Source organism: Rathayibacter sp. VKM Ac-2803, from assembly GCF_009807175.1.
In the GTDB taxonomy this organism is placed as follows: domain Bacteria; phylum Actinomycetota; class Actinomycetes; order Actinomycetales; family Microbacteriaceae; genus Rathayibacter.
This window is the reverse complement of the sequence record NZ_WUCD01000001.1, coordinates 3737554-3749644: the sequence shown is the minus strand read 5'-3', so window position 1 is coordinate 3749644 and position 12091 is coordinate 3737554. Positions and strand designations below refer to the sequence as shown.

Here is a 12091-nt window from a genome sequence, read left to right as displayed (position 1 = left end):
ACCCGAAGACGGCGCACTCCGAGAGCGCCTGCCCCCGGCCGCCGCCGAGAGGCCCCCTCCCGCAGAAAGAGCCCCATGACCTCGCTCGACCCGTCCCTCTCGCGCCGCTCCGTCGTCTCGGCCGGAGCCTGGACCGCTCCCGCGATCGCCGTCGCGATCGCCGCCCCGCAGGCCGCCGCCTCCGAGCCCGTCGCCGAGGCCGAGCGCTGGGAGAACAACCTCTTCCCGCAGTTCGCCCTCGGCGCGTCCGACCTCGTCTGGGCGCGCACCACGGCGAACGTCCTCGGCCAGGGCCCGAAGCAGGCCCGCCTGTTCAACTACTCCTCCGCCGAGGACGTCCCCGCCGGTGCGGCGACGATCACGATCGAGGTCGCGCAGACCTCGGGCCCGACCCTCCCCGCGAACTCGCTGGTCATCACCTCCCTGACCGGACCGACCGCCGTCACCGGCCTCGGGACGTCCTTCGTGTCGTTCCTGAACCCGGCGCTGATCGCCCGCGACAACGGCTCCGCCGTCTTCCCCATCGCCTTCCGGGTGAAGACCGGCACCGTCGGCGTGAACGCGGCGACCGGCTGGTCGATGACCATCACCTCCTCCGCCGGCGAAGGCACCTACAGCCAGGGCAAGCTCGGTGCCTGGTCGGGTGCGAGCACGCTCTGATGATCCGACCGCCACGGGCTCTCGCTTCGGAGCGGGGCCCGTGGCAGTCTCCTGCCATGCGCTTCACGACGACGCTCTTCCGGATCGGGAACAACACCGGCATCGAGGTGCCGCCCGAGGTGCTCGACGCGCTCGGGGGCGGTCGCCGACCGGCCGTGAGCGTGGTGGTGAACGGGTTCGTCTTCGCCGGCACCGTCGGGGCGATGGCAGGCCGCGCGCTGATCTCGTTCTCGGCCGACAAGCGCGCGGCGACCGGCCTGACGGGCGGCGAGACGATCGAGGTCGACCTCGAGCTCGACACGTCCCCCCGCGAGGTCGCCGTACCGGAGGATCTTGCGGCAGCGCTCGCTTCAGCAGGTCTGAGCGACGCGTTCGCGGCCCTCGCGCCGAGCGCGCGCAAGGCGCACGCGACGGCGGTCGGCGGCGCGAAGACGCCGGAGACCCGCACCCGGCGGATCGCGGCGATCGTGGGCAAGCTCGGCGGCTGAGCCCGCGCGCCTCCTCCCGTGTCATCACGAGCCGTCCCCCTCGAGAGCGACGCGGGGCGGCTCGACTGCTCGATAGGCTGCCGTTCGGTGCGCCAGGGGGCGAGGCCAGCAACGCGTGGCGCGGAGTCGGGGGACAGCATGGGCACGGTTCGACGATGGGTGTTCCCGATCGTGTGGATGATCATCCTCGGCGCGGCGAGCATCGCGCTGGTGAAGATCGCGTTCTTCCCCGACAGCAGCGCCGACGCCGATCCGACCGTCCCGACCGGTGAGCTGACCGAGCCGACCGTCGCCGTCGGGCGGGGCACGATCACGAACGACCTCACGCTGCAGGGCACGGTCGCGGCCGACCCGGCCGTGCCGATGAAGGCCACGGCGGCCGGCACCGTCGACGACGTCTACATCGCGCAGGGTGCCGTGGTGGCGACGGGCGATCTCGTCTACGACATCCGCGTCGAGACTCCGCGCGATCCGGTCGAGACCACGAATCCCGACAGCACGGTCACCGTCACCCAGCCCGAGCCGTCGGTGCGCTTCGAGCGCGTCTACGCGCCCACCTCGGGCACGCTCAGCGCGCTCGGCGTCATCCACGACCAGGCCGTGACGGTCGGAGAGGTCACCGGCCAGGTCGCGCCGCCCACCTTCGCGGTCACGGGCTCCATCGACGCGCAGCAGCTCTACCGGATCCAGGACCGGCCGACCGAGGCGCAGGTCGCGATCACCGGCGGGCCGGCCGGCTTCACGTGCACCGGGCTCACGATCACCACGCCGCTCGCCGGCGAGGGCGAGGCTCCGGCCGGGGACGGCGCGACCGGTGCGACGGGGAGCGGCACCAGCTTCCGCTGCCAGGTGCCTCCCGAGGTGACCGTGTTCCCGGGCCTCGCCGCCTCCGTCACCCTCGCGGGCGGCAAAGCCGAGAACGTGCTCGTGGTGCCGACGACAGCGGTCGAGGGCTCGGCGCAGTCGGGCGTGGTCTACCGCCAGGCCGACGACGGGACGACCGAGGAGGTGCCGGTCACGCTCGGGCTGACCGACGGCGTGAACGTCGAGATCACGGGAGGAATCGACGAGGGAGCGCTGCTCCTGCAGTTCGTCCCCGGAGCCGCGGCCGGCGAAGAGGTGCCGCTCGAGGGCGACTGCATCGCGAACCCCGACGGCTCGGTCATCTGCTCGTGACGATCCTCCGGCTCGAGGGCATCCGCAAGGTCGTCCCCCTGCCCGACGCCCCGCCGCTGACGATCCTCGACGGGGTCGATCTCGAGGTGGGCGAGGGCGATCACGTCTCGGTCGTCGGGCGCAGCGGCTCCGGCAAATCGACGCTCCTGAACATCCTCGGTCTCATCGACGAGCCGACCGACGGCCGGATGCTGCTCGAGGGCCGCCCGACCGAGACCCTGTCCTCCCGCGCCAGAGCGCGGATCCGCGGCGGGAGCATCGGCTTCATCTTCCAGCAGTTCAACCTGCTCGAGGGGCGGACGGCGCGCGAGAACGTGATGACCCCGCTGCTCTACGCCACCGGATCCGAGTTCTGGAAGCGCGCCTCGCTCGCGGCCGACATGCTCGAGCGCGTCGGCCTCGGCCACCGGGTCGACTCGATGCCGGGCCGCATGTCCGGAGGCGAGCAGCAGCGCATCGCCATCGCGCGCGCGCTCGTCCGCCGCCCCCGCCTGATCCTCGCCGACGAGCCCACCGGCGCCCTCGACACCGACACGGGAGAGAGCGTGATGAGCCTGCTCGACGAGATCGCCCGCGAATCGGGATCCGCGCTCGTCACCATCACCCACGACCCGGCGATCGCGGCCCGCGCCGAGCGGCACTACCGGCTCGACCGCGGCCGGCTGGGCGCGGCGTCCGGATCGACGTCGGAGCCCCGGGTCCCCGCCCACGCGGCCGTCGAGGAGGCGCTCTGATGGGCGGTCTCGTCGGCATCGCCGGTGCGATCGTCGAGGCGTGGACCGAGCTGCGGATCCACCGGGGCCGGGTCCTGCTGTCGCTCATCGGCGTGGCCGTGGCCGTCGCCGCGCTCACCGGAGTCGTCGCCGCGGGCGGCATCGCGCGCCAGGCGAGCATCGAGCAGGCCGAGCGCTCGAGCGGACGCCCGGCGAGCCTCTACCTGAGCGCCTACTCGACCGGCCCCGACGGGGTCGTCGACAACGCCGCCCTGCAGACCGCGTGGGAGACGGTGCTCGAGCGCTACGGCATCGACTACGCCAGCCGGACCACCTACGGGAGCGCGCGCGTGCAGTTCGCGGACGGAGCCGTCGACGTGCCGGTCACGGCCGTCGACCAGCCCTACGCGGTGATGCACCGGCTCGAGATGGAGCAGGGCAGCTGGTTCGCCGAGGGCGACGAGCGCCGCCTCGCCCCCGCTCTCGTCGTCAGCGAGCTCCTCTGGCAGCGTCTCGGCAGCCCGGATCTGCGCACCCACCCGGTCGTCACCCTCCTCGGCGGAGAGCACGACACGACGGCGGTGATCGTCGGCGTCACTCCCGTGTCGCAGTGGGAGACCGAGCCGACGATGATGATGCTCGCCGACGCCTATGCGGACCTGGAGGTACCGGTCGACCCGGCCCTCGGCGGATCGCAGACCCCGAACTACGAGATGTGGGTCCCGCTGGACATCGCCGAGCCGCTCGCCGCCGCCCTGACCCGTGACGTCACCGCCGCGCTCGGGCCGGGCATCGAGGCCAGCGTGAACCGTCAGGACTACCTGACCTACGACTCCGACCCCTTCGGCGTGCTCACCTGGGTCATCGGCGGGGTGGCGGGTCTCGTGCTCGCGCTCGGCGCTCTCGGGCTGCTCAACATCGCGCTCGTCACCGTGCGGCAGCGGATCCGCGAGATCGGCATCCGCCGCAGCTTCGGGGCGTCCTCGGGCCGGATCTTCTTCTCGATCATGATGGAGAGCGTCGTGGCGACCGTGGTCGCGGGAGTCGTCGGGGTCACCCTCGCGGTGATCCTGGTCACCAATCCGTGGACGGTCGACTGGATCCGCCAGAACGGGATCGACGACATCCCGCCGTTCCCGGTGGAGGCGGCGCTGCTCGGACTCGGCGCGGCGACGCTGGTCGGCGCTCTCGCGGGACTCGTGCCGGCGATCGTCGCCGTGCGCGTCAAGGTGATCGACGCGATCCGGTACTGACTGATCGGGTGCGGGGCGATCCGGTACTGAGTCCTCCGCGTCCCCGGTACTGAGTCCTCCGCGTCCCGGGCGCTCAGCCGAGCGCGATGACCAGGTCGTCGCCGTCGATCTCGACGCGGGCGTCGGAGTAGTGCGCGATGCGCGGGAGGCCGGCGGTCGTCGCGCTCTCGTGCGCGCCGACGACGACCACGCGCATCCCGGCGGCGAGACCCGCGCGGATGCCCGCCTCGGCGTCCTCGAAGACGATCGCGTCGGCCGGGGCCGCGCCGAGGCGCTCGGCGGCCAGCAGGTAGCCGTCGGGCGCGGGCTTGCCGTTCGCCACGTCGTCGGCGGTGACGACGGTGTCGGGGGAGGGGACGCCCGCCGCGGCGAGGCGGCCGGCCGCGAGTGCCGGGCTCGCCGAGGTGACGAGGGCGACGGAGGCGCGCGGCAGTGCCGCGAGGAAGGCGACGGCCCCCGGGATCTCGAGGGTGCCCTCGGTGTGCTCGAGCTCGTACGCGTTGAGCTCGGCGACGACGGCTGCGACGTCGGTGCCGGCCGGGGCGAAGCGGCGGACGCTGTCCTCGGCGCGGACGCCGTGCACGGCACCGAGGATCATCGCGCGGTCGAGCTCGAATCGGTCGGCGAAGTCGCGCCAGATCGTCTCGACGACCGCGGTCGAGTCGACGAGCGTCCCGTCCATGTCGAAGAGGACGGCGCGGGCGCGGAGGAGGTGGGGCATGCGTCCATCCTGACGGGTGGAGCGGGGTCGACGGAGCGCCCGGACGAGGCGGGTCGGAGTCCGAGGAGCGGGCGTGCAGCGCAGGGCGCGCTCAGCGGCCGGTGACGTGCTGCCGGATCGCTTCGGGGCTCGGTGGACGCTCGGTTCCTCCGACTCAGAACGGTGGTGGTGCGTCGGTGAAGCGGGGCCGGGGTGGTGGGGCGGGTGGGCTGCCGGGGAGGGCGGGTGGTCGGGTGGTGACGTGGCGTCCGGTCGGGGTTGTCCAGTCGGCGGTGCCGTCGGCGTGGAGGACGTAGGTCCAGCGGTCGCCGTGGCGGACGTGGTGGTGGGCAGTGCAGAGCGACGCGAGGTTCTCGAGGGAGGTCTCGCCTCCGTTGCGCCACTCGATCGTGTGGTCGGCTTCGGCGGTGGAGGCGGGGCGGGTGCAGCCGGGGAAGCGGCAGGTCTGGTCGCGCAGCTGGAGGTGCAGCCGCATCTGCGCCGGCGGGACGCGGTGGGTGCGCCCGACGGACGTGACGGTACGGGTGTGCGGGTCGGTGAGGACCCGGGTGAAGGATGCGCCGCGATCGACCAGGGCGCGGGCGACATCGGCGGGGATCGGGCCGTACCCGTCGAGGTCGGCGGCGGCGTCATCGAGGCCGGCGGCCGTCGTCGCGGGCAGCGTGAGTCGAACCTCCGCGCGCACCCCGGGAACGAAGGTCGGCGCGGGGGCCTGCTCGTCGGAGACGGGCGTGGTGCCGAGGATGTCCCCGTCGCAGAGCAGGTCTGCGAGGGCGTCGGCCCGAAGCTGCGCGAGGGTGCGCTCGTCCCCAGACCCGTCGTCCCCATCGCGGAGACTCCGGGCGATGCGGTCGAGGCGGTGGTAGGCGCCGAGAGCGGCCGGAGCGGGTAGGCAGGCGGTCAGCGTCGCCATCCCGTCGACCTCCGGCGTCAGCCACACGGCGCGGTCCTCGCGTGCGCGGGCGTGCCGCTGGGTGAGCGGCTGCTCGTGCAGCTGCTCCCGCCACCGCGCGAGCGCGCGTCGCAGCTGCGTCGGCGTCATCGTGAGGGCCGCATCGGCGGCACGCTCGTCGAGCGTGGCGCGCGATTCGGGCGGGAGGGTCGAGGCGGTCCGGCAGATCAGCTCGCCGGACTGCCACAGGATCCGCGCGCCCGCCAGAGCGGCGCGGGTGAGCGGGAGGTCCTCGACGAGCAGCTGCGCGTGCTCGAGCCGGCGCGACACGGCCCACTCCGACGTGCCCAGGGCGACGGCCAGCTCGGCCCGGATCGAGCGCTCGGCGAGGTCGTTCGCCTCGCTCCGCGAGAGGCGCAGCCCCCGCGCGAACGACTCCTGAGCCTCCAATGCTCTGCGGTGCCCCGCATACAGGCGCTCGGCCGTCGCGAGCAGCCGCGGCGCCATCGCGCGGTCCTCGCCCGCAACACCGTCACCGCACTCGCGCACCGCGGCGAGCACCGCCTCTGCAGGCACTGCCTCCGCGGGCGCCGCCTCCGCCGTTCCGATCATCTCCATACGAGGAGTGAATCAGCGACCACTGACATTCCCTCACGTCTGCACCTCACCCTGTATGACTTTCGGCGCGCGCACGGCGGGCTCATCGGCGGCTCTTCGCCGACGCTCAGGCGTCGCGCGAGGTCGCGGCGATACGCTTCACGGTGATCACGGGCAGAGCGCTCGGAGGGGAGCAGAGGACGCGATGACCGACGAGAACCAGACCGATCCGACCGGCAGCGGCGCGCCCTCGGGGCCGCGAGCGGGCTGGTACCCCGACCCGGCGGGCTCCCCGCGCCAGCGCTGGTGGGACGGCTCCGGGTGGACGGACTCGCTCCGCGATGCCCCCGCCGCGACCACGCCGGTCGCTCCCGTCACCCCCGCTGCGCCGGTCACCCCCACGCCTCCGGCCGTGGCCCCCACGCCGCCCGCCGCTCCCGCGCGCCCCGCCTACGGCGAGACCTCGAGCGGACAGGCGACCAGCTACGGCCAGTCGGCGTCCGGCCAGTCCGCTCCGGAGCAGCAGGCCCCACAGCAGCAGAACCCGTACGCGCCGCAGAACCCGTACGCGCCGCAGCCACAGCAGGGCCCCTACGGCCAGCAGACCAACGCGCAGAACCCCTACGGCCAGCAGGCCCAGAACCCCTACGGCCAGCAGCCCCAGCAGCCCTACGCCGCCCAGCCCGCCCCCGCCGCCGCCGCGCAGCAGCGCGACCCGAGCATCTCCAGCTCCACCCCGTGGATCTGGGTCGTCGTCCTCCTCCCGCTGCTCTCGGCGCTGTCGCTCTTCCTGCTCTCGCCGAGCGCGATCGTCGACTCCTCGATGGCCTCCACCTACGGACCGCAGGCGTCGATGGGCATGTCGACCGCCTACCTCCTCGGGCTCGGCGCCGTGCAGGTCCTCGGCTTCCTGATCTACGCGGGCGAGGTCGTCTTCGCGTTCCTCGACCACCGCCAGCTCAAGAAGGCCGGTGTGCAGAAGCCGTTCCACTGGGCCTGGGCCTTCCTCGCGGCGCCGTACGTCTACGTCATCGGCCGCAGCGTGGTCGTCAAGCGCGTGACCGGAGGCGGCCTGCTGCCGCTCTGGATCTTCATCGGCGTCGTCGTCGTCAGCTTCGTCATCGCGATCGCCTGGTCGGCCGCGGTGTTTTCGGAGATGATGCAGGCGTTCCCGACCGCGGGGCTCTGACTCCTGGAACCACCGCACCACCCGCACGACCCCGAGGGGCCCGTGGAGCCGACGCTCCCGGGCCCCTCCGTCGTCGGACCGGACTGCGCAGCGCCCCCGCCCCGTGGCATCCACGGACCCTTTGGGAACCGTAACGCGTTGTTTACAACGGTTTCCATCGCTCATCGCCCGATCTGCGCTTGAATGCGAAGCACAGTTCGACGTGCGATCGCGCGCGTCCGACCGATGGGAGCCCTCTCCGGTGCCAGCGACCCCGCTCATCACTCCGCCCACGACCGGCTCGGCGGCGCCCGCCGGCGCGGCCGGCTCGGTCGTCCTCGAGGGCGTCCGCAAGCTCTACGGCACCTCGGTCGCCGTCGACGGCGTCGACCTCCGCGTGGAGCCGGGCGAGTTCCTCTCGCTGCTCGGCCCCTCCGGCTGCGGCAAGACGACGACGCTGCGGATGATCGCCGGCTTCGAGCACCCCGACGCGGGCGACATCCGCATCTCGGGGCAGTCCGTGCTGCGCCGGGCCCCGCACCAGCGCGACGTCAACACCGTGTTCCAGGCCTACGCGCTGTTCCCGCACATGACGATCGCCGAGAACGTCGCCTACGGGCTGCGTCAGCGCCGCACTCCGAAGAGCGAGATCCGCGGACGCGTGAGCGACGCCCTCGACATGGTGCGGATGCGCGGCTTCGCCGACCGCAAGCCCACGCAGCTCTCGGGCGGGCAGCAGCAGCGGATCGCCCTCGCGCGCGCCCTGGTGAACCGCCCCTCCGTGCTGCTGCTCGACGAGCCGCTCGGCGCCCTCGACCGGCAGCTGCGCGAGGAGATGCAGATGGAGCTGAAGCTGCTGCAGACGCGGCTCGGCATCACCTTCGTCTTCGTCACGCACGACCAGGGCGAGGCCATGTCGATGAGCGACAGGATCGCGGTGATGCGCGACGGTCGCATCGAGCAGCTCGCCGACGCGAACACCGTCTACCACCGTCCCGCCTCGGCCTACGTGGCCGCGTTCGTCGGGCAGCAGAACTTCCTCGCGGGAGTCGTCGGCGACTCCGGTGCCCTGGTCACCCCCGTCGCGACGATCAGCGGGACGGAGGCGGCCGGGCGGCCCGGCGAGAAGCGGCAGGCGGCGATCCGGCCCGAGTCGATCCGGATCCACGCAGCGTCCGAGCGGGAGGCCGGCGGCGTCGACACCGCGAGCGGGCGCGTGCTCTCGATCGCGAACCTCGGCGAGACGGTGCAGTACCTCGTGCACCTGGACCCCGAGCACTCCGTCCTCGTGCGCAGGCCCGCCCCCGACGCCCCGGCGCTCTCCGTCGACTCCGCCGTCACGCTCAGCTGGACCAGCGCGAGCACCCTGTTCTTCCCCCTCGACGAGGCGGCCCGTGCGGCCGGCTACGTCGAGCCGCCGACCGTACCCTCGAGCAGCTCGGAGACATCATGACCGCGAAGCACCCCGTGAACATCCTCGCTCCCGCCCAGGCCGTGCCGATCATCCGGCGGGAGCTCTCGCGCCGTCGCCTCTTCGGCGTGGCCGGCGGCGTGGGGGCCACCGCGTTCCTCGCCGCGTGCTCCTCGCCCGGTGCGGGCTCCGCTCCCGAGGCGACGGGCGGCGCGCTCGAGGGCGACCTCTCGATCTACACCTGGGGCGACTACGACTCGCCCGACGTCATCGCCGCGTTCACGAGCGATCAGGGCCCGCAGATCACCCTCGACTCCTACAGCTCGAACGAGGAGCTGCTCTCGAAGCTCGGCGCCTCGAAGGGCACCAGCGGCTACGACATCGTGGTGCCGACCGGCATCTTCGTCCCCGGGATGATCGAGAACGGCCTGCTGACCAAGTTCTCGAAGGACCTGATCCCGAACCTCTCGAAGGTCGACCCGCAGTTCCTCGGGCAGGCCTGGGACCCCGACAACGAGTACACGGTCTGCAAGAACTGGGGCACCACCGGCTTCGCCTACGACACCACCGTGATCACCCGCGACCTCGTCACCTGGAGCGACTTCCTCGACGCGGTGCAGAACGAGGGCAGCGGCAAGACGTCGTTCCTCGACGACCCGATCGAGATCGTGGCGCCGTACTTCTGGGCGAACGGCATCGACTACACGACCGAGTCCGAGGACGACTACGCGGCGGCCGAGACCTTCCTGGTCGAGAAGATCGCTCCGCACATCGCGGCCTTCGAGTCGTACCCGGGCGGTTCGATCATCCCCCAGAACACCCAGGTGCTCGTGCAGTCGTGGAACGGCGACGCGCGCCTGGGCAAGCTCAACAGCGAGGACCCGGAGCGCTGGAAGTGGGTGCTCGGCTCGCCGACCACCGAGCTCTGGATGGACAACTGGGCCATCGCCGCCGGCGCCCCGCACCCGGAGGCGGCGCACGCGTTCATCGACTACGTGCTCGACCCCGCGAACGCGATCCAGGAGCTCGACTACATCGGGTACAACACGGGCACCCTCGACATCGAGACGCTCGCCCGCGACGCCCAGCTCGAGTTCCTCGACGGCTACATCTTCTATCCGGAGGAGACGGTCGCCACGATGCAGACCGGCACCGTCACCAATCAGATGACGCTCGACGTCTACAACAAGGTCAAGGCGGCCGCGGGGGCGTGAGCGCACTCAGCACGGCGACCCGCCCGATCGACTTCCCCGCCCGGCGGCGCGGGCCGCGGTCGCCCTTCGCCCTCGCGGTGCCGGCCTGGCTCTGGCTCGTGGTGTTCTTCGTGGCGCCCGTCCTGCAGGTCGTCTGGTTCAGCTTCGGCTACAAGCCGGGCGTCTTCGGGACGCACGCCAACGATGTGCTCTCGTTCGACCGCTACGTCGAGGCGTTCTCGCCGACCTTCTTCCAGACCTTCGCCAACACCCTCTGGGTGGGCGTCCTCGGCACGGTGCTCTGCCTCGTGATCGGGCTGCAGGTCGCCTACTGGATGGCGGTCAAGGCCGCTCCGAACCGCCGCGGTCTGCTGATCGCGCTGGTCATGGTGCCGTACTGGACGAACTTCCTCGTCCGCACGATCGGCTGGCAGGTGATCCTCGCTCCCGAGGGCGTGCTCTCGCAGGCGCTGCAGGCCATCGGCGTCATCCCCGGCCCGATCGACCTGCTCTACACGCGACCGGCGGTGCTGCTCGGCGTGGTCTACAACTACCTGCCGCTGATGATCCTGCCGCTCTACGTCGCCTTCGACCGGGTGGCGCCGGCGCTGCGCGAGGCGAGCGGGGATCTCGGGGCGTCGAGCTGGCGCACCTTCCGCGACATCACCCTGCCGCTGGCGCGTCCCGGCATCATCGTCGGCACGCTCCTCGTCTACATCCCGCTGATGGGCGACTACATCACGGCCACCGTGCTCGGCGGCGCGAAGGGCAACATGGTCGGCCAGATGGTGGCGAGCCAGTTCCAGGTCGGCCAGAACTGGGCGCTCGGCTCGGCGATGGCGGTGCTGCTGATCGTCGTGATCCTGGTGACGGCGGCCCTCGCGGGCGTGCTGGTGTGGGCCGTGACGCTGCCGCTGCGGCGCAGTGCGCGCCTCCGACTGGGGGACGGCGCATGAGCGACGTGAAGGTGCACCGGAGGCGCCGCTCTCCGATCGACGTCGGCCTCGCGGTCTGGAGCACCGCGGTCTTCGTCTTCCTCTTCCTCCCGATCATCGTGATCGTGATCTCGTCCTTCAACACCGGGCGGCTGCTCGTGGCGTGGGAGGGCTTCGGGTTCGACGCCTTCGCGACGATCCTGAACAAGCCGGCGGTGCAGAGCGCGGTGATCGTGTCGATCCGGACGGGGCTCATCGCGGCCCTGCTGGCCACGCTGCTCGGCACGCTCGCCGGCATCGCCCTCGCCCGACGGCCCGGCCGCTGGGCGGTCTGGTTCATCACCCTGCTGCTGCTGGTCTCGGTCACGCCCGAGATCGTCGACGCGGTGGCACTGCTGCCGTGGCTGGTGTTCCTCGGGCAGGATCTCGGGCTGTCGGTCTTCAACGACGGCACCGCGCGCCTGGTCGTCGGGCACTCGCTCTTCGCCGTGGCGGTCGTCTCGTACCTCGTTCGCGCCCGCCTGATCGGCCTCGACGAGAAGCTCGAGGAGGCGTCGGCCGACCTCTACGCGACGCCGATGCGCACCTTCTGGCGCGTCACCTTCCCGCTCGCCATGCCCGCCGTGCTCGCGGGCGGCCTGCTCGCCTTCACCTTCAGCCTCGACAACACCGTGATCGCGGCGTTCGTGCAGGTGTCGGGGTCGACCCCGTGGCCGGTCTACGTGCTGAGCGCCGTGCGCAGCGGGCTCAGGCCCGAGATCGCGGCGGTGTCGACCGTGATGCTGCTGCTGACCCTGATCGCCCTCGCCGCCGTCGCGCTCGTGCTGCGCCGCGCCGGCGACTCCGCCTCGCAGATCGCCAAGACGCTCGCGGGCGGCTGAACC

Annotated in this window: 12 protein-coding genes; 10 read left to right on the top strand and 2 right to left on the bottom strand. The window is 72.2% G+C overall.

The annotated features are described in order from the left end of the window. The first annotated feature begins 75 nt into the window (after window positions 1-75). The 5 genes from GRS96_RS17620 (at window position 76) to GRS96_RS17600 (ending at window position 4290) form a co-directional block, all read left to right on the top strand. Complete coding sequence (locus GRS96_RS17620; RefSeq protein WP_159852764.1) at window positions 76-660, top strand: hypothetical protein; 585 nt, start codon at window positions 76-78, stop codon at window positions 658-660. Between the two features lie 56 nt (window positions 661-716). Next, window positions 717-1148 (top strand): YdeI/OmpD-associated family protein, encoded by a 432-nt coding sequence (locus GRS96_RS17615; protein WP_159852762.1) that lies wholly within the window; start codon window positions 717-719, stop codon window positions 1146-1148. Between the two features lie 138 nt (window positions 1149-1286). Continuing rightward, on the top strand, window positions 1287-2324 hold the full coding sequence (locus GRS96_RS17610; RefSeq protein WP_159989088.1) for an efflux RND transporter periplasmic adaptor subunit: 1038 nt from the start codon (window positions 1287-1289) through the stop codon (window positions 2322-2324). Then, a complete protein-coding gene (locus tag GRS96_RS17605; RefSeq protein WP_159852758.1) occupies window positions 2321-3058 on the top strand; it encodes an ABC transporter ATP-binding protein in 738 nt (245 codons plus the stop codon). Before GRS96_RS17610 ends, GRS96_RS17605 begins: the two co-directional genes overlap by 4 nt. Next, complete coding sequence (locus GRS96_RS17600; protein ID WP_159989087.1) at window positions 3058-4290, top strand: ABC transporter permease; 1233 nt, start codon at window positions 3058-3060, stop codon at window positions 4288-4290. The genes GRS96_RS17605 and GRS96_RS17600 overlap by 1 nt, the downstream gene beginning before the upstream one ends. A 73-nt stretch (window positions 4291-4363) precedes the next feature. On the opposite strand, the gene GRS96_RS17595 is transcribed toward GRS96_RS17600, so the two are convergent. Beyond that, on the bottom strand, window positions 4364-5011 hold the full coding sequence (locus GRS96_RS17595; protein WP_159989086.1) for an HAD-IA family hydrolase: 648 nt from the start codon (window positions 5009-5011) through the stop codon (window positions 4364-4366). Window positions 5012-5165: 154 nt separating this feature from the next. Next, window positions 5166-6521, bottom strand: coding sequence for an HNH endonuclease signature motif containing protein (locus GRS96_RS17590; protein ID WP_159989085.1), 1356 nt, complete (start codon window positions 6519-6521; stop codon window positions 5166-5168). 184 nt (window positions 6522-6705) lie between these two features. Between GRS96_RS17590 and GRS96_RS17585 the strand changes: the two genes are divergently transcribed. From GRS96_RS17585 to GRS96_RS17565, 5 genes are all read left to right on the top strand, one after another. Continuing rightward, on the top strand, window positions 6706-7689 hold the full coding sequence (locus GRS96_RS17585) for a DUF2510 domain-containing protein (RefSeq protein ID WP_159989084.1): 984 nt from the start codon (window positions 6706-6708) through the stop codon (window positions 7687-7689). A gap of 241 nt (window positions 7690-7930) precedes the next feature. Beyond that, entirely contained in the window at window positions 7931-9121 is a 1191-nt protein-coding gene (locus GRS96_RS17580) for an ABC transporter ATP-binding protein (RefSeq protein WP_159989083.1), read from the top strand. Further along, on the top strand, window positions 9118-10293 hold the full coding sequence (locus GRS96_RS17575) for a polyamine ABC transporter substrate-binding protein (RefSeq protein ID WP_159989082.1): 1176 nt from the start codon (window positions 9118-9120) through the stop codon (window positions 10291-10293). Before GRS96_RS17580 ends, GRS96_RS17575 begins: the two co-directional genes overlap by 4 nt. Continuing rightward, window positions 10290-11228 carry an ABC transporter permease gene (locus GRS96_RS17570; protein ID WP_236553654.1) on the top strand — a complete coding sequence of 313 codons (939 nt, stop codon included), beginning with the start codon at window positions 10290-10292 and terminating at the stop codon, window positions 11226-11228. Before GRS96_RS17575 ends, GRS96_RS17570 begins: the two co-directional genes overlap by 4 nt. Continuing rightward, complete coding sequence (locus GRS96_RS17565) at window positions 11225-12088, top strand: ABC transporter permease (protein ID WP_159852718.1); 864 nt, start codon at window positions 11225-11227, stop codon at window positions 12086-12088. Before GRS96_RS17570 ends, GRS96_RS17565 begins: the two co-directional genes overlap by 4 nt. Window positions 12089-12091 lie beyond the last annotated feature (3 nt).

Coding starts and splice junctions, on each gene's coding strand:
- GRS96_RS17595 (WP_159989086.1), bottom strand. CDS start 5,011: ATGCCCCACCTCCTCCGCGCCCGCGCCGTCCTCTTCGACATGGACGGG.
- GRS96_RS17620 (WP_159852764.1), top strand. CDS start 76: ATGACCTCGCTCGACCCGTCCCTCTCGCGCCGCTCCGTCGTCTCGGCC.
- GRS96_RS17590 (WP_159989085.1), bottom strand. CDS start 6,521: ATGGAGATGATCGGAACGGCGGAGGCGGCGCCCGCGGAGGCAGTGCCT.
- GRS96_RS17585 (WP_159989084.1), top strand. CDS start 6,706: ATGACCGACGAGAACCAGACCGATCCGACCGGCAGCGGCGCGCCCTCG.
- GRS96_RS17565 (WP_159852718.1), top strand. CDS start 11,225: ATGAGCGACGTGAAGGTGCACCGGAGGCGCCGCTCTCCGATCGACGTC.
- GRS96_RS17615 (WP_159852762.1), top strand. CDS start 717: ATGCGCTTCACGACGACGCTCTTCCGGATCGGGAACAACACCGGCATC.
- GRS96_RS17575 (WP_159989082.1), top strand. CDS start 9,118: ATGACCGCGAAGCACCCCGTGAACATCCTCGCTCCCGCCCAGGCCGTG.
- GRS96_RS17610 (WP_159989088.1), top strand. CDS start 1,287: ATGGGCACGGTTCGACGATGGGTGTTCCCGATCGTGTGGATGATCATC.
- GRS96_RS17600 (WP_159989087.1), top strand. CDS start 3,058: ATGGGCGGTCTCGTCGGCATCGCCGGTGCGATCGTCGAGGCGTGGACC.